The following is a 17,195-nucleotide window of genomic DNA, read 5'->3' as shown; positions in this document are numbered from 1 at the left end:
TTCCTGAGGGCTACTGCTGGGGAGGTTGCGCTGCGGCTTCCCGCAGGAGCCGGATGCCTTCGGTACGGGACTCGGCGCTCTCCCCGTAGGGGAAGTTGTGCGTCAACTGAGCCTCGGGGAACGTCTGGGACAGCCACAGCGAGCAGTAGTGGCCCGGCATGAAGCACGCCTCCAGCTCGGTGTGCACCTTGAGGACCTGCTCCGGCTCGACGCCTGATCCGCTCAGCACCGACCACAGCCGCTCCTCCGGGTGGAGGCTGATGCCACCGGCCCGGGTCACAATCTGCGGTTCGCCGCCAGCGCCCACATACTCGAAGGCGGCGTACCACTCGGTGCCGGCGGTGTCGCGGATGTCGTCCAGAACCAGCGGCCACCAGTGCTCCCGCCCGGCGAAGGCCGAGGGGTCCACCTCGCGCAAGCGACGCTCCGCGGCTGCGTACGCCTCTGCGGCGGCCTGTGGTTGGTCCGTGCTGACCATGGTCCGCAGAGCTGTGTCCAGGACGAGAAGGGACTGCGCGAAGTCTTCCGGCGAGGCGTTCACGTACCTCGTCGGCTCGTCGTAGTCGAGCATCACCGCCCGTACCACGCCTTGGGCGTCGGCGCACAGCTCGTAGCCGCGGTCGGTACCGAGCCGGGCCAGCAACCGGTGCTCCTCCGAGGCCAGTTCACGCCCCGCGTACTGGGCATAGGCGCCCAGCGCGACGGGGTCGTCCACAGCGGTGGAGAAGTAGGGGCCCACCTGCCAGGGCACGGCCACCTGCGCCAGCCGTCGGACACTGCCGGGCGTGCTCGGCGGATCGTCCGCCGACGCCGGCCCGAAGTGCCGCATCTCGCCTTGGGCCGCCATGGACAACTCCTAGATCAGTGGTGCGGTCGCGAAAAGTGGGTGGGTTACCTGGCGTCCGGGTCAGAGACCCATTCCAGGATGTCGTGCCAACGGGAGTGGGGGACGTCCAGGGCCGCCGGGTCGATCTCCCGCATCCGCGCGGTCAGGCGCTCCCCGGCTTCCTCGGCCTCCCCGTAATCGAGGTCTTCGTTCACTTCCTCGTCGTAGTGCGGACGCTCGACCTCAAGCAGGTAGAGGAAGTGGGCGAAGGAGTAGAGGTTCTTGTTGAGCGGGTAGACCTCGTCCTCGTCCTGGGGGAGGCACAGCACGGTACCGGTGGCGACGTCGAGGGCGATGTCGTCGTACGGGACCATGCCGAGCAGGACCCAGTCCGCCGCGTTGTCGGGCAGGTTCGCCCAACGGTCGTTCAGGTCCTCGTAACACGCGCCGACCTTCTTGAGCCCAGGCATCGACCCGTTGATCAGGTCGAACCACGGGTTGGCGCGGACCGGGAGCCCCACCTCACGCAGGAAACGCAGGCTGGGTTCGTGCTCGATGCCTTCCAGCATCTCCTCCGGCAGGGTGACCAGTTCGTCTGCGCCGAACTTGCTTTCCAGCGTTGTCCTGTCGATGGGGGTCGTCATGTGATGCCCGGGTCCTTTGCGCTTGATGAGAGTGAATTGATTTTATCATTCGCCCATGAACCATTTTGAGTGATTTCGCTTCGCCGTTATGGGCTATCCCTTTGCTCGTAGTCGGTCCAGATAGTCCCGCACTTCCTTGTTCATCGCTTTTCTGCCGGCCGGCGAATCATCTGCGGGATAGTCGAAACTGTGGGTTGTCCGAACGTGCGAAAGACGTTCCTTCATCCACTCGGCGCATCTTGGACCCGATGTGCACGGCCCGCGCTCCGTGTATAGCTCCTGCATGCGGCCCCCTTGTCCATCTCTCAGGACGGGGAAGCCGATCATCCGTTCCGAGTGCCGGAAGCCATTGCTCCTGCTCACCAGGATGAAGTCCCCCTGCCCATGGGCTCCATCCATGCGTGCCGCAGCGTAGTTGTTGGGGGTCCCCGGCTTCCCTGGCTTGGGACCGTAGGCACCATCCGCGTGCCGGGCAAGCTGCGTGGCCCGGGACAACTCCGTACTGCCCGGGTCCACCCGCGTGGAGGGTTGCCTCGGGCGTGGTTTCGGCTTGGCCGGATCCAGCTTGACGAGCGGCTCGCCGCTCTGCGGCCGACCGGCATTGTCCCCATCGAACTTCAGACCGATGCGCTTCTTGTCCTCGTCGGTCAGCTTGTCCTTCGTCCCGTCGGGGCGCAGGCGTGTAACGGACCCGTCATCGCCCAACAGGTACGTGGGTGTGCCCTTGTCCTGCTTGCGGAGCTGGGCGATCGACAACGCGGTGTCGTCGTCGTTGGACTGGTGGTTCTTCTTCATCTGCTTGACGCCACGGGACATGTCGTCGTCGAGATGCTTGGCCGTCCTTTTCAGGCCGTCTTCCAGTCCGTCGATGACCTTGTGCAGCATGCCGTTGGCGGCATCAGCAATGGCGTCCTTGCCCTTGGTGCGGTCATGGTGGCCCTTGGCCTTGCTGATTTTTCCGCCGGCCTTGTGCCGGAAGGTACCGCCCGCGCTCTGCAGGCCGCTGACGGCATCGTCGTGTGCGCCAGGGTCAAAACTGAACCCGGTGCCGGCGCCTCCTCCGCCCGCGCCGCCGCTGCCGCCCCCGGCGCTCAGCAATTGCATTCCGCCCGCGGACTCCTTGGCTCCCTGTACGCCCTGCTTGAAGCCGTCCTTTCCGGCGTCGACCGCATGGCCGACATTCACGCCCTTCTGCATGCCGAGAGCGTTTGCGCCGAGCTGGATCACCAGGTCGCCGACCATCGCCGTCAGGGCTTCTTCGACCGGTGTCAGGGCGATGCTGACCACGTGCTCGGTGACCTGTTGGCAGACTTCCTTGAAGAGGCGTTTGACGATGACGCGGGTGGCCTGGGTCGCCGCGAGGGCGCCGAGTTCGGACAGGCCGAAGGTGAAGGGGGCGGCGGCCTGGGCGGCGATGACCTCGGCGGCCAGAATCCCGAGCTGGACGATGGCGCTGAGCTTGGCCCCCTCGATCAGCACGGCCACCCCGTCGAGAGCGGTTGCGGCCAGCTCGCCGCAGTGCGCGAGCTTTGTCAGATGGGTGCCGTTTACTTTGCTCCAGTGGGCATTCAACGCTTCAGCGGCCTTGCCGCCGCCGGCGGAGGAAACCAGAGCCTGGATCGAGTCGTGAGCGTGGCTCGCGCCGTCCTGGATGTCGCTGGAGAACTCCCGCATGGCCGTCGCCATCTCGCGGTAGTCGTCCTCATCCACATTTGGCCAAGAGATCCCGATCAGGTCGAGAATCTCATCCGCCCACCCAGGCAGCACCACACCCATGAGCAACCCACCCCCGTTGTCCACTCCTTGAGCTCAAGAGAAGACGTTCCCATTGATGAAACGGTTCCTCAAGGGGCGGGTGGGGGGATCGGGGCGCCCTCCCGCTGAGAGGCTGCTATTTATGCGTATTGCGCACCGAATCGGGTGGCTTAGAGGGAACCGCCGTGAGGGGATTTCCCGTATGTGAGGCCGGGAAGGTGGGGTTCGTCGGCGCGTCTGGGGTCTGAGTGCCTCTACGAAGATCTGAGCATCGGCTTCACAGCACGTGAGAAATGTGCCGATATGTTCCTCGCGGACTGCGGACTGCGGACTGCGGACTGCGGACTGCGGGCGAGGGGCTATGGAGTAGAGGTGGACGATTCGTACCACGGTCCGTACGCCTGAGGGCGGCGGAAGGTGTTTGTGAAGCAGCGTCGGCTGACCGCCGGGTGCTGAGCCCCCTGCCGGGCAGGGGATGTAGGAGTGCAGAGCTCCTTCTAGTCGGCGCACGGGTCTGTTTCCGCTCTCACCGCCGCATTCTGATACTGGAACCGGGCTGTCACTTCCACCGCGACAACCGGAGTCCGAACTCGCTAACCCCTTCTGACCTGCGGGTTTTCGGCAACCCGAGTGCCGCTGCCGGAGCGGGCCGGGCAAGTCAAGACTTACGTCTTCGTGCATTCTTCTCTACGTTGAGCGTGCGGCTGGAATCCGCCAGAGGTGCATTCGGCGAGTAGCAGTGAAAGCAGGTCTTGGCATGGAAAGAAGTGTCGGCGAGAAGGCGATCAAATGCCTGCGGCATCTGGAGGTATGCGACTTCGACGGTGTGCGGAAGATGTGCGCCGACACGGCAACCGTATGGCATAACGACGGCAAGGGGGAGCAGTCGATCGACGAAAAGCTGGAGCAGCTTGGGCTCCTTGTCTCGTCGGTCGGTTCGCTCCGGTATGAGATCGTCCGTCAGTTCCAGGGGTCGCATGATGTACTTCAGCAGCAGATACTCCATCTGTCGCTGCTCGATGGATCGCGCCATACAGTGCACGCCACGATGTACATGCGCTTCGAAGGGGGCCTCATCGACCGTATAGAGGAATACGTCTATGCCATTCCGGTCGGCGACGCGTTTCCCTTCGAAGGGGGTCGGAAGTGATCTCCACCCGTATCACGGAAGGTCGGATACCGGTGCCTGGAGGGGAGGTCTGGTACCGCAGAATGGGGCGTGGTGGTGTGCCGCTGCTTCTGGTGCACGGCGGGCCTGGATATCCCAGCGATGTGCTTTTTGAGGCGTTCGAGCCGCTGACCAGCGAACGCGAGGTCGTCTGGTACGACCAGCTCGGGGTGGGGCGTTCGGACCCGGTCGACGATCCCTCGCTGCTGACGGTGGACCGCTTCCTCGACGAACTCGGAGCGGTGGCCGGAGGGCTCGGTCTGGACAGGGCACATGTCTACGGCCACTCCTGGGGAGCCATGCTCGGCCTCCAGTTCGCGGCGCGGCGAGCGCCGAAGTGGACGAGCCTCATCTGCGCCAACGGGCCGGCGAGCGTGCCCCGGTTCACGAAAGAGGTCCGCGAACTGCTGGCCGGGCTCCCGGGGGACGTACTGGACCGTACCTACGGACGTGAACTGCGCGGCGAGACGGACCACCCCGACTACTGGACCGCGCAAGAGGAATACCTGCGCGCGTGCGTGGTGCGCACGGCTCCGGTCCGGCTCGATCCGGAGCTGATGAGCCTTATGACGTTCCGGACGCTGATCGGGCAGGCGGACTATCACGTGACCGGCACCCTCAAGGACTGGGACATCTTCGATGAACTCGAAAGAATCAGGATTCCGACGCTCGTCCTCGGCGGGGAATTCGATGAATGCGTCCCCTCGCACCTCGCCGACATCGCCGCACGCATTCCGGACTCCGAGCACATTACGCAGTCGGGAGCGGCCCACATGGGCTATCTGGAAGAGGAACCGCTCCGTAGCGCGTACGTCGGCATCGTCCGGGACTATATGGCACGGATTGAGGCCCGTGATGCCCCGTGATGCTCCGTTCCCCTTCGGGGTGTGCCCCTCGGTGGGGTTGAGGTCGGGTGGGTGGGGCGGCAGTTGGCAGGCGGTGATGAGCAGGTCGCGGTCGCCGGTCCGGGGGGGAGCTCTTACGTACCCCGGCGATCACCGAGTTCGACTCGCCCGGGACGCACCGCTCGGCGGCCCCGTCCGGATGCCTTCAGGGAACCGCCTGCACGCATCGCCCAGGCCGCCGCCCTGCGCGTGCGTCTGAGACGCATCGGTGCGCTGTTCGATCCAGGCGGCGGTCCCTGTCGGCGTGAGGCCCAGCTCGATACCCTCGTTCGCCCAGGTTCAGGCGCGGGTCAGGTGCTGGTCGAACAGGGCGCGCAACCGGTCGGCGTCACCGGGGCCGGGTGCCCCGCGCTTGGGCAGGATCGTCAGGCACGAGGCGTTCTTGTCGCCGCTGAACAGGACGAAGGCCTGCGGCGTTTCGGTGTAGCGGGCCATGGCTTGCCAGGTGAGGGTGCTGGTCTGCTGCTGGTTGGTGACGGTGATGCCGCTTTCGTCCACCACCGTGTGGCACGCGCCCCCGGCGTCCGCCAGCCGGTAGAACTGGCGGGCCTGTAGACGCGGCACGAACAGCAACACCAGCAGCATGGCCGTCGGCGTGACCAGGAGTGGAACATCGACGGTTCCGTGCACCAGCCAGGACGCAATGGTGAAGACGAACAGCAGCACAGCGATCAGGGCCATCAACCACCTCATCCGGCGCCCGGCCGGCGCGGCCCGCATCCGTGCTCGCAGAGCCTCGCGGAAGTCCTCGATCGTCGCCCGGTACGACATCTCAACCCGCGTCCCGGCCTGTTGTTCCGCGCTCACGCGCCCCCCTGTGCAACGAATAATCCTGACGAAAGTGTATCGGCCGGGTTTGGTGCGTGTTGTCGCAGGCGCCGGGGCGCGAAGGTTGGTCCTGGTGGAGCCTGCGACACTCATGCGGGTGAGCATGGTGGATGTTGTGGTTCGTTTCGCCCAGAGCGGTCGTATCGGGCCGGTGCGCTGCGGTGTCGAGTGGAGTGCAGTAGCCGAAGTCATGGGGCCGCCGTGGGATACGGGAACCTCGGTCGGCGGTGATGGCCTTCCGTACCTGTACGCATACGGCGGACTGGAGATCGGCACCTGCCACTCCATCTGCCAGGAAATCCAACTCGTTTGTCTCCAGACAGGCGCCCTCGCCGTGGAACTGCCCGCCCTGGGCAAGGCCCCTGCGCAGACTCTGCCCGGATACCCCACCTACAGCCAGATCATCGCCGCGCTGGAAGCGGCCGACTGTCAATGGGAAGACTTCGCGCCGCTGACCTTCGACGAGCAGCGCACAATTCGGGTCACCTCCTCGGGGGTGCTTCTCGGCTTCGAGATCCCCGACACAGGAGAACCCACGCTGTTCATCGCGTCGGTCTCAGCTCGGGACCACGCATGCGGACGCACGAACCATCCGGCGCCGGCGTGATGGGCATGGCGTCACCGCGGGTCGTCACCCGTATCGGTGCCGCCCACCGGTGAACCGAACCCCGGTGAACCGAACCCCGGTGAACCGAACCCCGGTGAACCGACGCCCGAAAGCTGATCAGGGCCGCCCGCCTGGAGCCGCCCGTCGCCGAGACTCCGGTAGCCGCGGCCTACTTCCTCTCGGGAACGCACGGAGCTTCCACCGGCTCCGTCGCCGTCGAGGTCGGCCCGTAGCCGACACGTGGTCAGGCCGCTTGGCGCGCCACGCCGGGTGTCCATGATGACGGGTGACCGGGCAGCCTCCCGTTCCGGTACGGGGAGCGGCCCCCGGTGCCGGGTCCGCGCCTGCGAGCTGCGTCAGCCCGTGTACTGCGGCGTCATCCGGTCCGGGCTGTCCCGTCCGGCGACCCGGCTCACGGACGCCCTCCAGGCGCTCGCAGGCGGCCACCGCCTCCCCGCCCGCCGGGTTGACCGCGACGACGATGCGCGCCGGGTCAATACCGCGGAAGCCGGCCGCGCTGATGCGGTCGTCGGTGATTCGCAGCCACCGTCATACGTCGCCCGGCCCGGCCCCGGGGGCTGGTGGCCTGGTCAGTTGGTGCGGAGGGACCAGCCGTCGGGAAGGTCGCCGGGGGCGGTGGAGATCACCGAGTCGTCGTCCGCGCCGACGTGCTCGAACAGCGTGATCTTCGCGAATTCGGGGACGACGTAGATGGGGTAGGCCGGGCCCTGGTCGCGGTAGGCGCGCATGGTGTCCAGGTGGTCGTTCTGGTAGCAGACGGTGCGTTCGCCGTGCCGGCGGATCCAGTCCGGGAAGAAGATGACGCCGTGCAGGCGGCGCTTGCCGGGCATGACGTTGACGGCGACGGAGGTGCCGGTGGGTTCGGTCCACGACACCTTGTAGCTGTCCTCGTCGAGCTGGACGAGGTCCACTTCCTGGTCCTTCACCCATCGGCCCCCGACGTGACCGCTGTGTATGCGGTAGTCGATGGTGTGGTCGTTCTTCACGTACATCTCGTACTGCCAGCCGTTGGCGTACGTGTAGATGAAGCGGTGGCCGACGATCCCGGAGAGGTCCTGGGCGGGGGCGGGGTCGGCGACAGTGGTCATGGGTGCCTCCTTGGGCGAGGGTTCGAGGGACTTCCTTCATTTTGCAGCAAAACTGTTTTGTTGCAAAATGTTAGGTGGGGCACAATGGGCCCATGGACACCGCGACCGAATTCGGCCGACTCCTCGGCCCGCTGCGCCGGGCCGTACTGCGCACCCGTCGCTCCGAGGGCCTGCCCGACCTCCCCGAGGCCCAGATCGAACTGCTGCGGGTCCTGGCCGAAGCCGGCACCGTCACCCCACGCGAGGCCGCCTCTCAGCTCAAGGCAGCCCCGTCCACGGTCAGCAACCTCATTCGCACCATGACCGCGGCGGGCCTGGTCGAGCGCACCCCCTCTCCCACCAACCTGCGCACCGCCCACCTCACCGCCTCCCCCAAGGCCCTGGACATGCTCGACCGCTACGACCGCACCAGTACGGCCGCGCTGCGCCGCGCTCTGGACGGCCTGCACCCGGAAAGCCGCGAGGCGCTGGAACGGTCGCTCCCCGCGCTCACCGAACTGCTCACCGCCCTGGAGGCACAGGCCCCCGCCGGCCAGGGATGACGGCGCGGTCAGGCCGCCGGGCGCGCGAGGTCGTACGGGCGGGGGTACGGGGCGGGGCGGTAGCGGGTGTAGCGGGCCGGGGAGTCGGGGTCGGCGGTGCGGGACTCGGTGTTGAGGGCCGCGGGTGAGGTGTCGCTCCACCGGCCGGTGCGCAGGCGCTTTTCGAGTGTGTGCAGGGCGGCGATCCGTTCACCCGGGGAGAAGGTGCAGTGCCCGGGGGCGTCGACGTAGGCCTGGCGCAGCAAGGCGGTGCGGCCGGAGGTGGTGACGGCCTGGCGGTAGGCGCTCTCGGACTGGACGGGGATCAGGCCGTCACCCGTGGTGTGCACGTCCATCTGTGGTTTCCGGAGGGCGCCGGTGAAGGTGACGTTGCGGGTCATGTAGCGCACGGCATCGCGGTCGGCCTTGATGCGGGGCGCGTTGGCCAGGGTGCGCAAATCACCGCTCAGGGAGCGGCCCGCTGCCTTGTAGAGGACCTTGACCTCCTGATAGTTCGCCGAATGACGCAGCATGGCGGCGTAGTCGACGCCGGTGTTCCACGACATGGTGCCGCCCGCCCGCGCTTCGGCCTCCTGCCGCCAGGCGAAGGCGGGATGGCGGACGAGGCCGCTGATGGCCTCGTACTGGTTGGCCTGCGCCGTGGCGTGGTCTGATGGGGCAGGGCGCGGCTGGGCGGGGTCGTTCCAGGCGGGGATGTTGTGCAGGGCGGCGGCGAGCGCGATACGGGCGCGGCCCGCCGGGGCGGTCTGGGCCTTGGAAAGCACGCCGGCCAGCTTCTTCGCGGAGGCGGTGGCCTCGGCAGCGTCGGCGAAGCCGGTCAGCGGGATGGCGGCATTCGGGGCGAGCAGGGAAGTGAGGGCGAAGACGGGGTCGAGGGTGGAGTTCCAGTTGGCGACGCCGCCTTGGACGAGGCCGCACAGGGACAGTGAGCCGTCGATGCGGTCGGCGTGGCGTTCGGCGATGGCGGTGGTGACCAGACCGCCGTACGACTCGCCCCAGGCGAGGGCGCGGCGCGGGGCACCGACCTTCCCGGTGAAGGTGGTGAGGGTGTCGAGCTGGTCGGGTACGGCCTGTTCGACGGCCCACCCGGTGGTGGCGTAGGAGGAGCCGGCCAAGGCGTATCCCTGGGTGAGCAGCAGGGCGTGGGTGGCGTCGTCGGGGGCGTCGACGGCCGGGTTGGGGGAACCGGCCGGGCGGTAGCCGTGGCTGAACAGCAGCACGGTCCCGTTCCAGCGGTCGGGTACGTCGATCACGTAGGCGGCGCCCGAGGCGAGGGTGCCTTCGAGGTGGCGGGCGGGGCGGGGCGCGGCGGTGGCGGCGGGCGTGGTGAGCCCGGTGAGCCCGGTGAGGAGGAGCGCCGCGAGCACGACGGCGCGGACGGATGACTTCGTACGGGGCCACACTTCCGTACGTGGCAACGGTCTCGCACGGGGCACCACTTCCGTACGTGGCAACGACCTCGTACGGGGGAACAACCTCGTACGCGGGAACATCGGCGTACGCGGAGACGTCCTCAGGGATGGAGACGTCCTCAGCGATGGGGACACATTCTGAGGTGGGGACAACCCCAGAGACGGGGGCATCATTGCGTGGCTCCTTCCGGAGTGTGCGGAGCAGGTGAGGAGGCGTCGGTGAGCCGGCCCCGGCTCGTCTCCGCGATCCGCCACACGCTGAGGGCGGTGACGGCCGCGGCGAGGGTGAGCAGAAGCGCGACGGGGACGGTGCTGTCGTAGGCGTGGACGAGGCCGCCGGCGATGAGGGGGGACAGACCGCCGCCGAGCAGCGTCGCGGCCTGGTAGCCCAGGGAAGCCCCGGTGTAGCGCACCCGGGTGTCGAACATCTCCGTCAGCAGGGCGCCCAGGGGCCCGTACATCGTGGACTGGGCGATGCCGTGGCCGATGACGCAGGCCAGGATCAGCAACCCGGGGCTGCCGGAGTCGACCAGCGCGAAGACCGGGAACGCCGTGACCGCCGAGAGGACGGCGCCCGCCGCCACCACCGGGCGGCGACCGAAGCGGTCGGACAGGACGGCGGAGCACGGCAGCACCACGAGCGCCGTGGCGGAGGCGAGGGTGACGCCCAGGAGGACTTGCGGCCGGGTGTAGCCGTGGCCGACGGCATACGAGATCAGGAAGGTGGCCAGGATCGACTGCGCGGCGAAGGGGGCGATGCCCGCGCCGGTGCCGAGCAGCAGCGCGCGGGGGCGGCGAAGGACGTCCAGGAGCGGGAGCCGGGACGCGTCGCGGCGCTTCTGGACGGCGGAGAACAGCGGGCTCTCGGTGACCGTGAGCCGTACGTACAGGCCCACGGCGAACAGTGCCAGGCTCAGCAGGAACGGTACCCGCCAGCCCCAGGCGAGGAACCGGTCGTCGGGAAGGGCGCCGACCGCGGTCACGACAGCGGTGGACACGAGCGTGCCCACCGGGGCGCCGAGCTGGGTGAAGCTGGTCCACCGCCCGCGCGGGCGCTCACCGGCGTGCTCGGCCGCCATGAGAGTGGCGCCACCCCATTCGCCGCCGATCGCCACCCCTTGGACGACGCGCAGCAGGACGAGCAGGACGGGGGCCCACACACCGATCGTGGCGTAGGTCGGCAGCAGTCCGATGAGGAAGCTGCCGGTGCCCATCAGGCCCATCGTCGTCAGCATCATCGACTTTCGGCCGAGCCGGTCGCCGAAGTGCCCGAAGACGACGCCGCCGAGCGGACGGGCGAGGTAGCCGGCGGCGAAGGTGCCGAAGGCCGCGATGGTGCCGGTGGCGGGGTCGGCTCCGGGGAAGAACAGGTCGTCGAAGACCAGGGCGGCGACGGTTCCGTAGACCAGGAAATCGTAGAACTCCACGGCCGTGCCGAGCAGGCCGGACAGGGCTACGCGGCGCAACTGTGCGTCCTTCGGGCCGCGTCGGCGTGACCGCATGACGTACTCCCTTGGGGCGAGGGGGAAGGGGCGTCCGGGCCCGGCGGACGGGGCGGGCCGGGGCCCCGGCTCCGGCTCCGGCACGTCAGGCGTAGAAGCGGGACAGGCTCTGCAATACGGCGGCGGGCTTGTCGCCGCCATCGATCTCGACGGTGCCGTCCACGGCGATCTGCACGCCGCCGGGTACGTCCTCGACCGAGGCGAGGCGGCCGGCCAGACGGATACGGGCGCCCGCCTTCACCGGGGCCGGGAACCGGACCTTGTTCAGCCCGTAGTTGACCTTGGCAGTGACGCCGCTGACCTGGAGGACCTCGGTGAACAGCGGGATGAAGAGCGAGAGCGTGAGATACCCGTGGGCGATGGGGGCGCCGAACGGGCCGGTCTGCGCCTTCTCGGGGTCGGTGTGGATCCACTGGTGATCGTCGGTGGCGTCGGCGAAGGTGTTGATCCGGTCCTGTGACACGGTGATCCACCGGCTGGTGCCGAGGTCGCTTCCCGCGAGGGCGCGCAGCTCGTCCAGGCCGTTGACGGTGATGCTCATGGGGCGTACTCCGTGGTGTCTGTGGCGGATGGGTCGGATGGGTCGGATGGGTTGAATAAGCCGGATAGGGCGAGTGGGGTGTGAGGGGTTCAGCGCGCGCCGCAGAGGCCCCGCACGGGGGCTCGTGTCGGAGCGTGCGATACGCGATGGATTCAGCGCGCGCCGTACAGTTCCCGTACCTCGGGCTTGCGCAGCTTCCCCGAGGCGGTGCGCGGCAGCGTGTCCGTGAAGACCAGCGACTTGGGGACCTTGTACTTGGCCAGGCGCCCGGCGAGCGAGGCGAGCACCGCGTCGGCGTCGGGCACGGCGCCCCCGCGGGCGACGACGACCGCGCGGGGCACCTGTCCCCAGGTGGGGTCGGGGACGCCGATGACGGCGCACTCCGCGATGTCGGGGTGGGTGAGCAGGGCGGCTTCCACCTCCGCCGGGTAGACGTTCTCGCCACCGGAGATGATCATGTCCTTGAGCCGGTCGACGATGGTGACGTAGCCGTCGGCGTCGATGCGCGCGGCATCCCCGGTGCGCAGCCAGCCGTCCGCGAGGACCTCGGCGCTCTCCTCGGGCAGCCCCCAGTAGCCGGCCATGACGTGCGGCCCGCGCACGATCACCTCGCCGGTCTCGCCCGGCTCGACCGCGGTCAGGTCGGGGCGGACGACCCGTACGTCCGTGAAGAAGTGCGGCACGCCGGCCGATCCGGTCTTGGCCCCGGCGTGCTCGGCGTCCAGGAACAGCACCCCGGGCGATGCTTCCGTCATGCCGTATCCCTGCCGGAAGGAGAGCCCGCGCCGGTGGTACGCCTCGATGAGCCGGGCCGGGACGGGCGCGCCGCCGCAGTTGAGGGTGCGCAGCGACGAGAGGTCGGCGCGCTCCCAACGCGGGCAGCGTGCCATCTGCTCGTACATGGTGGGCACCCCGAACATGAAGGTGACCCGCTGCTGTTCGACGAGGTCGAGCGCGGCGTCCGGGTCGAAGGACTCGACGAGGACGCAGGTGCCGCCCTTGAGCAGGACCGGCAGGGTGAGCATGTTGAGCCCGGCGGTGTGGAACAGCGGCGCGGACACCAGCGCCACCTCGCCCGCCGTCAGGTCGGTGTCCACCAGGACGTTGACGGCGTTCCACAGGAGGTTGGCGTGGGTGAGCACGGCGCCCTTGGGGCGGCCGGTCGTACCCGAGGTGTACATGATGAGGCACACGTCGTCGTCGGTGACGGTCGCGTCGATCCGGGCCGTGGGTGCCGCGGCCAGCAACTCCTCGTACGGCGCGCCGACTTCGATGGTGACCGTGAGGCGCGATGCCTCCCGCGGGCCGGGCACGAGCGGTTTCTGCGCGGCGGCGTGGACGAGGACCGCCGCCCCCGAGTCGGTGAGCTGGTAGGCGATCTCGGGGGCGGCCAGCCGGGTGTTGAGCGGGACGAAGACCGCGCCCAGCAGGCCGGCGGCGAAGAGCGTTTCGAGGTACGACGGGTGGTTGGGCCCGAGGTAGGCGATGCGATCGCCGCGGCGCACCCCCAGGCCCCGCAGGGCGTGCGCGAGACGGGTGGTGCGCTCGTGCAGTGCGGCGTAGGTGAGCGCGGTGCCGTCGTGGAGCAGGGCGGTGCGGTGGGGCGTCTTGCGGGCCCGGCGCGCGGGCCACGACCCGATTCCTTCGTTGCGCATGGCGGGTGCCCTTTCAGGCGCGGGGGAGGCCCAGCAGGCGGGCGGCGTTCTCCTTGAGGATCTTCGGTCTGACCTCGTCCTTGATCGGCAACTGGGCGAAGTCGGCGAGCCAGCGGTCGGGGGTGAGGACCGGGTAGTCCGAGCCGAACAGGACCTTGTCCTGGAGCAGGCTGTTGGCGTACTTCACGAGCTGCGGCGGGAAGTACTTCGGCGACCAGCCCGACAGGTCGATGTGCACGCCCGGCTTGTGCGTGGCCACCGCCAGGGCCTCGTCCTGCCAGGGGAACGAGGGATGCGCGAGGATGATCTTCAGGTGGGGGAAGTCCGCGGCGACGTCGTCGACGTACAGGGGGTTGGAGTACTTCAGCCGGATGCCGCCCCCGCCGGGCACGCCCGCGCCGATACCGGTCTGCCCGGTGTGGAACAGGGCGATGGCGCCGGTCTCCTCGATCACCTCGTACAGCCCGTACGCGAGGCGGTCGTCGGGGAAGAAGCCCTGGATGCTCGGGTGGAACTTGAAGCCCCGCACGCCGTGCTCCTCGACCAGGCGACGCGCCCGCTTGACCGCCGCCCGGCCGCGGTGCGGGTCGAGCGAGGCGAAGGGGATGAGGACGTCCGGATTGGCGGCGGCCGCCTCGGCGACCTCCTCGTTGGGCACGGGCTCGGTGCCGGTGGCGGCCTCGGCGTCCACGGTGAAGACGACCGCCGCCATCTTCCGTTCGCGGTAGTAGGCCGCCATCTCCTCAAGCGTCGGCTTCCGGTCGCCCTCGACCTTGAAATACGCGCCGGAGGCGGCATACAGGTCCTCGTCCAGCGACGCCGCCCCCTTCGAGGACACCTCGGCGTGGGTGTGGACGTCGATCGCGGTCAGCTCGTCGATGTTCACCGGGCCTCCGGAAGGCGGGGGGCGGGGATGCCGACGGTCTGCGGCTCGGCGCCGAGGGTGGTGGGCCAGACCGCGGCGATGCCGTCGGGGCTCCAGCCGCCGTCCGCGTACGCCGCTGTGGTCTCCTGCGGGTGTGACCACAGCGTGAGCCGGTCGCCGCCGATGCCGACGCACTGCCCGGTCACGTCCCGGGCGGCGTCGGAGGCGAGGAACGGGACGAGTGCGGCGCAGTCCTCGGCGGTGCCGAACCCCTCACCCTTGCGCAGCACGTCCGGCAGCGGCCGCCCCTGCTTCATGGCCGCGATGTACGGCGCGAACGCGGGGATGGTCTCGGTCATCGCGGTGGCGGCGACCGGCACGATGGCGTTGACCGTGATCCGCGCCCTGGCCAGCTCCATCGACCAGGTGCGGGCCATGGCGGCGATCCCGGCCTTGGCGGCGGCGTAGTTGGTCTGCCCGAAGTTGCCGCGCTGGCCCGCCGGCGAGCCGACGAGGACCAGGCTGCCGCCCTCGCCCTGCTCCCGCATGCGTACGGCGGCGGCCCGGGCGCAGGTGAAGGTGCCCCTCAGGTGGGCGGTCACCACGGCATCGAAATCGTCGTCGGTCATCTTCCACAGCACCCGGTCCCGCAGGATGCCGGCGTTGGTCACCATGACGTCGAGGCGGCCGAACTCCGCTACGGCACGGGCGACGAGCCGGTCGGCGGCCTCGCTCGTACCGACCGCGGCCGCTTCGGCCACGGCCCGGCCACCCGCCTCGGTGAGGCACTTGGCGGTTCGTACGGCCGCTTCCTCGTCGATGTCGTTCACGACGACGGCGGCACCGGCCCGGGCGAGCGCGGCGGCGTAGGCAAGTCCCAGACCGCGGCCGGAACCGGTGACCACGGCGACCTTCCCGGTCAGGTCAACGGGGTGCGGAGCGGCGGTCTTCGGGGACGAAGGGTTCGGCACTGCGCGGTCCTTTCGACAGGCGGGGCGCGGGGAGGTGAGGCGTCAGCGGGAAGGCGTCGCGCGCCGGGACGTCTCGGGCTCGACCGGCGCCGGCCGACACAATGGAAGCTAAGACCAATCATTGTTGTCGTCAATAGTTGTTGGGGTGATGGGAGTACGGCATGCTGGGGCCAGCAGCGTCACCGCCCCGCCGCGGGGCCCGGCCCAGGGAGCCAGCCATCACCGCCCAGACAACGCCCCAGCGAACAGCGCCCGTTGACGCTGACGAGCCCTGGATGCGGGGCCTGCACTCCGACACCGGCTATCTGCTCTACCGGATCGGGCTCCGTTCCGGGCAACTGTTCAACGCGGCGCTCCAGGAGTCCGGCCTGCGGCTGCGCCACTACGCGGTGCTGCGCTACCTCGCCACCACCGAGGGCGCTCTGCAGCGCGAACTCAGCGAACGCCTCGGGTACGACCCCAGCGCCATCGTCGGCCTCGTGGACGACCTCGAACGCAAGGAACTCGTCGAGCGGCGCCCCGCCCCCGGTGACCGGCGCAGCCGCGTCGTCGCCCTCACCCGGGCGGGCGAGGCATTTCTGAGGGACGCCGACGACGCGAGCCGCCAGGTCACGGACCAGTTGGCCGGCCCGTTGTCACCGCGGGAACGCGAGACGCTGCACGACCTGCTCCTGCGTATCGCCCGTCCCGACGAGGGGGCGTAACCGCCGTGACGATCGGAGCCCGGCGGCGTGCGCCGGTCAACCCCGGTCGGCAAGGGCCGGGTTCGCCACATCAGCGGGCACGGCCGGCGTCACTCATGTCAGGCAAGCCCCCGACCCGCACGGCGATGATATTCGGGTGCTGGTCACCGGCGTGCGCACCTATGGTGGACCGATGGCGTCGATCAAGCAGGTCCAAATCACCTTCGACTGCGCGGAACCGGAGCGTGTCGCTCGGTTCTGGTGCGAGGTGTTGGGGTACGTCGTACCGCCGCCGCCGGAGGGGTTCGCCACGTGGGACGATTTCGATCGCTCGCTGCCGCCTGAGCGGCAGGGGGCGGCGTTCTCCTGTTGTGATCCCTCGGGCGTGGGCCCGCGACTGTTCTTCCAGCGCGTTCCCGAAGGCAAGGTCGTCAAGAACCGGGTCCATCTCGACGTGCGGGCCGGCACCGGGCTCGTGGGGGAAGAGCGCCTCGCCGCACTTGAGGCGGAGTGCGCACGGCTGATCCCGCTCGGCGCCGTACGTGTGCGACTGCTGCGGGCCGACGAGTACAACGAGTCGTGCATCGTGATGCAGGACGTCGAGGGCAACGAGTTCTGTCTCGACTGAGGGGCCGCGGACGTGCCGCCCGGATTCCCCGGGCCGCTTCGGCCACGGCCCCCGTCGTCGGCAGGCACTCAGGCGGGGCTCATCCTGGCCCGTATGGTCTTGCCGCCCCGGGGATCGTCGAGGACGTCCAGCCGGCGGGCGAGGGCGCTGACGATCGCCAGGCCGCGACCGTGCTCTTCGGACACGCCAGCCGTGCGGTGGCGGGGCCGCGAGGGCGCGTCATCGTGGACTTCGATGGTGAGGTGCCCGCTCGGCGCGGCGCACAGCCGCAGCCGGCAGACACTGTGGGCATGGCGCGTGGCGTTGGTGACCAGTTCCGAGACCACCAGCGCGGCGTCGTCGGCGTTCGCCCGGGTGAGCGCCGCGGTGTCCTCCCGGGCGAGGAAGGCCGCGGTCAGCCGCCGCGCCCAGGAGGCGGCGGTTTTCGCGCGGGGCAGCAGATATTCGTCGCGGACGGTACGGCTGCGGGCAGGCAGGCGTGGTGACATGGTGTTCCCTCCCCCTCCAGAACCCGGCCGGCGCACGCTGAACGAGGCGCCGGGGCCGCCGGGGCG

General features: G+C 69.2%; 18 protein-coding genes. 6 read left to right on the top strand and 12 right to left on the bottom strand.

The genetic code is table 11. The annotated features are described in order from the left end of the window. Window positions 1-10: 10 nt before the first annotated feature. The 3 genes from ACH4EB_RS19410 to ACH4EB_RS19400 all read right to left on the bottom strand — a co-directional run bounded on the left by ACH4EB_RS19410 (window position 11) and on the right by ACH4EB_RS19400 (window position 3,246). Window positions 11-847 carry a nucleic acid/nucleotide deaminase domain-containing protein gene (locus ACH4EB_RS19410; RefSeq protein WP_398348761.1) on the bottom strand — a complete coding sequence of 279 codons (837 nt, stop codon included), beginning with the start codon at window positions 845-847 and terminating at the stop codon, window positions 11-13. A 44-nt stretch (window positions 848-891) separates the two neighbouring features. Next, window positions 892-1,470 carry an SUKH-4 family immunity protein gene (locus tag ACH4EB_RS19405; protein WP_398348760.1) on the bottom strand — a complete coding sequence of 193 codons (579 nt, stop codon included), beginning with the start codon at window positions 1,468-1,470 and terminating at the stop codon, window positions 892-894. A 93-nt stretch (window positions 1,471-1,563) separates the two neighbouring features. Next, a complete protein-coding gene (locus ACH4EB_RS19400; RefSeq protein WP_398348759.1) occupies window positions 1,564-3,246 on the bottom strand; it encodes a nucleic acid/nucleotide deaminase domain-containing protein in 1,683 nt (560 codons plus the stop codon). Between the two features lie 736 nt (window positions 3,247-3,982). Between ACH4EB_RS19400 and ACH4EB_RS19395 the strand changes: the two genes are divergently transcribed. Next, window positions 3,983-4,375 carry a nuclear transport factor 2 family protein gene (locus tag ACH4EB_RS19395; protein WP_398348758.1) on the top strand — a complete coding sequence of 131 codons (393 nt, stop codon included), beginning with the start codon at window positions 3,983-3,985 and terminating at the stop codon, window positions 4,373-4,375. Next, window positions 4,372-5,259: a proline iminopeptidase-family hydrolase gene (locus ACH4EB_RS19390; protein ID WP_398348757.1), complete on the top strand. Its 888-nt coding sequence runs from the start codon at window positions 4,372-4,374 to the stop codon at window positions 5,257-5,259. The genes ACH4EB_RS19395 and ACH4EB_RS19390 overlap by 4 nt, the downstream gene beginning before the upstream one ends. A gap of 318 nt (window positions 5,260-5,577) precedes the next feature. Here the strand turns inward: ACH4EB_RS19390 and ACH4EB_RS19385 are convergent, their stop codons facing one another. Further along, on the bottom strand, window positions 5,578-6,105 hold the full coding sequence (locus tag ACH4EB_RS19385; protein ID WP_398348756.1) for a YcxB family protein: 528 nt from the start codon (window positions 6,103-6,105) through the stop codon (window positions 5,578-5,580). A gap of 118 nt (window positions 6,106-6,223) precedes the next feature. Between ACH4EB_RS19385 and ACH4EB_RS19380 the strand changes: the two genes are divergently transcribed. Further along, the gene (locus ACH4EB_RS19380; protein WP_398348755.1) at window positions 6,224-6,733 is read left to right on the top strand and encodes a hypothetical protein; all 510 of its coding nucleotides are present in this window, start codon (window positions 6,224-6,226) and stop codon (window positions 6,731-6,733) included. A 590-nt stretch (window positions 6,734-7,323) separates the two neighbouring features. Here the strand turns inward: ACH4EB_RS19380 and ACH4EB_RS19375 are convergent. Next, complete coding sequence (locus tag ACH4EB_RS19375; RefSeq protein ID WP_398348754.1) at window positions 7,324-7,842, bottom strand: phenolic acid decarboxylase; 519 nt, start codon at window positions 7,840-7,842, stop codon at window positions 7,324-7,326. A gap of 92 nt (window positions 7,843-7,934) precedes the next feature. Between ACH4EB_RS19375 and ACH4EB_RS19370 the strand changes: the two genes are divergently transcribed. Then, window positions 7,935-8,384: a MarR family winged helix-turn-helix transcriptional regulator gene (locus ACH4EB_RS19370; RefSeq protein ID WP_398348753.1), complete on the top strand. Its 450-nt coding sequence runs from the start codon at window positions 7,935-7,937 to the stop codon at window positions 8,382-8,384. An 8-nt stretch (window positions 8,385-8,392) separates the two neighbouring features. Here the strand turns inward: ACH4EB_RS19370 and ACH4EB_RS19365 are convergent, their stop codons facing one another. The 6 genes from ACH4EB_RS19365 to ACH4EB_RS19340 all read right to left on the bottom strand — a co-directional run bounded on the left by ACH4EB_RS19365 (window position 8,393) and on the right by ACH4EB_RS19340 (window position 15,330). Next, a complete protein-coding gene (locus tag ACH4EB_RS19365) occupies window positions 8,393-9,787 on the bottom strand; it encodes a hypothetical protein (protein ID WP_398348752.1) in 1,395 nt (464 codons plus the stop codon). A 179-nt stretch (window positions 9,788-9,966) separates the two neighbouring features. Further along, entirely contained in the window at window positions 9,967-11,298 is a 1,332-nt protein-coding gene (locus ACH4EB_RS19360) for an MFS transporter (RefSeq protein ID WP_398348751.1), read from the bottom strand. An 85-nt stretch (window positions 11,299-11,383) separates the two neighbouring features. Next, the gene (locus tag ACH4EB_RS19355) at window positions 11,384-11,839 is read right to left on the bottom strand and encodes a MaoC family dehydratase (protein WP_398348750.1); all 456 of its coding nucleotides are present in this window, start codon (window positions 11,837-11,839) and stop codon (window positions 11,384-11,386) included. A gap of 152 nt (window positions 11,840-11,991) precedes the next feature. Further along, on the bottom strand, window positions 11,992-13,494 hold the full coding sequence (gene menE, locus ACH4EB_RS19350) for an o-succinylbenzoate--CoA ligase (protein WP_398348749.1): 1,503 nt from the start codon (window positions 13,492-13,494) through the stop codon (window positions 11,992-11,994). Between the two features lie 13 nt (window positions 13,495-13,507). Next, a complete protein-coding gene (locus ACH4EB_RS19345; protein ID WP_398348748.1) occupies window positions 13,508-14,380 on the bottom strand; it encodes an amidohydrolase family protein in 873 nt (290 codons plus the stop codon). Further along, window positions 14,377-15,330 carry an SDR family NAD(P)-dependent oxidoreductase gene (locus tag ACH4EB_RS19340; RefSeq protein WP_398348747.1) on the bottom strand — a complete coding sequence of 318 codons (954 nt, stop codon included), beginning with the start codon at window positions 15,328-15,330 and terminating at the stop codon, window positions 14,377-14,379. Before ACH4EB_RS19340 ends, ACH4EB_RS19345 begins: the two co-directional genes overlap by 4 nt. A 275-nt stretch (window positions 15,331-15,605) precedes the next feature. On the opposite strand from ACH4EB_RS19340, the gene ACH4EB_RS19335 reads away from it, so the two are divergent. Together ACH4EB_RS19335 and ACH4EB_RS19330 are read left to right on the top strand one after the other, a co-directional pair. Next, window positions 15,606-16,034 carry a MarR family winged helix-turn-helix transcriptional regulator gene (locus ACH4EB_RS19335; RefSeq protein ID WP_398348746.1) on the top strand — a complete coding sequence of 143 codons (429 nt, stop codon included), beginning with the start codon at window positions 15,606-15,608 and terminating at the stop codon, window positions 16,032-16,034. 172 nt (window positions 16,035-16,206) lie between these two features. Continuing rightward, on the top strand, window positions 16,207-16,641 hold the full coding sequence (locus ACH4EB_RS19330) for a VOC family protein (RefSeq protein ID WP_398348745.1): 435 nt from the start codon (window positions 16,207-16,209) through the stop codon (window positions 16,639-16,641). A 68-nt stretch (window positions 16,642-16,709) separates the two neighbouring features. Here the strand turns inward: ACH4EB_RS19330 and ACH4EB_RS19325 are convergent, their stop codons facing one another. Next, window positions 16,710-17,129, bottom strand: coding sequence for an ATP-binding protein (locus tag ACH4EB_RS19325; protein WP_398348744.1), 420 nt, complete (start codon window positions 17,127-17,129; stop codon window positions 16,710-16,712). Between the last annotated feature and the right edge of the window lie 66 nt (window positions 17,130-17,195).

Source organism: Streptomyces sp. NPDC018045, from assembly GCF_044327445.1.
In the GTDB taxonomy this organism is placed as follows: domain Bacteria; phylum Actinomycetota; class Actinomycetes; order Streptomycetales; family Streptomycetaceae; genus Streptomyces.
Note: the sequence above shows the minus strand (reverse complement) of the source record. Positions and strands in the feature narration are given on the sequence as shown.

Bases quoted from the DNA above. Each gene is read 5' to 3' on its own strand.
- ACH4EB_RS19335 (WP_398348746.1), top strand. From the start codon at position 15,606: ATGCGGGGCCTGCACTCCGACACCGGCTATCTGCTCTACCGGATCGGG.
- ACH4EB_RS19360 (WP_398348751.1), bottom strand. From the start codon at position 11,298: ATGCGGTCACGCCGACGCGGCCCGAAGGACGCACAGTTGCGCCGCGTA.
- ACH4EB_RS19395 (WP_398348758.1), top strand. From the start codon at position 3,983: ATGGAAAGAAGTGTCGGCGAGAAGGCGATCAAATGCCTGCGGCATCTG.
- ACH4EB_RS19330 (WP_398348745.1), top strand. From the start codon at position 16,207: ATGGCGTCGATCAAGCAGGTCCAAATCACCTTCGACTGCGCGGAACCG.
- ACH4EB_RS19375 (WP_398348754.1), bottom strand. From the start codon at position 7,842: ATGACCACTGTCGCCGACCCCGCCCCCGCCCAGGACCTCTCCGGGATC.
- ACH4EB_RS19405 (WP_398348760.1), bottom strand. From the start codon at position 1,470: ATGACGACCCCCATCGACAGGACAACGCTGGAAAGCAAGTTCGGCGCA.
- menE (WP_398348749.1), bottom strand. From the start codon at position 13,494: ATGCGCAACGAAGGAATCGGGTCGTGGCCCGCGCGCCGGGCCCGCAAG.
- ACH4EB_RS19325 (WP_398348744.1), bottom strand. From the start codon at position 17,129: ATGTCACCACGCCTGCCTGCCCGCAGCCGTACCGTCCGCGACGAATAT.
- ACH4EB_RS19355 (WP_398348750.1), bottom strand. From the start codon at position 11,839: ATGAGCATCACCGTCAACGGCCTGGACGAGCTGCGCGCCCTCGCGGGA.
- ACH4EB_RS19410 (WP_398348761.1), bottom strand. From the start codon at position 847: ATGGCGGCCCAAGGCGAGATGCGGCACTTCGGGCCGGCGTCGGCGGAC.
- ACH4EB_RS19370 (WP_398348753.1), top strand. From the start codon at position 7,935: ATGGACACCGCGACCGAATTCGGCCGACTCCTCGGCCCGCTGCGCCGG.
- ACH4EB_RS19400 (WP_398348759.1), bottom strand. From the start codon at position 3,246: ATGGGTGTGGTGCTGCCTGGGTGGGCGGATGAGATTCTCGACCTGATC.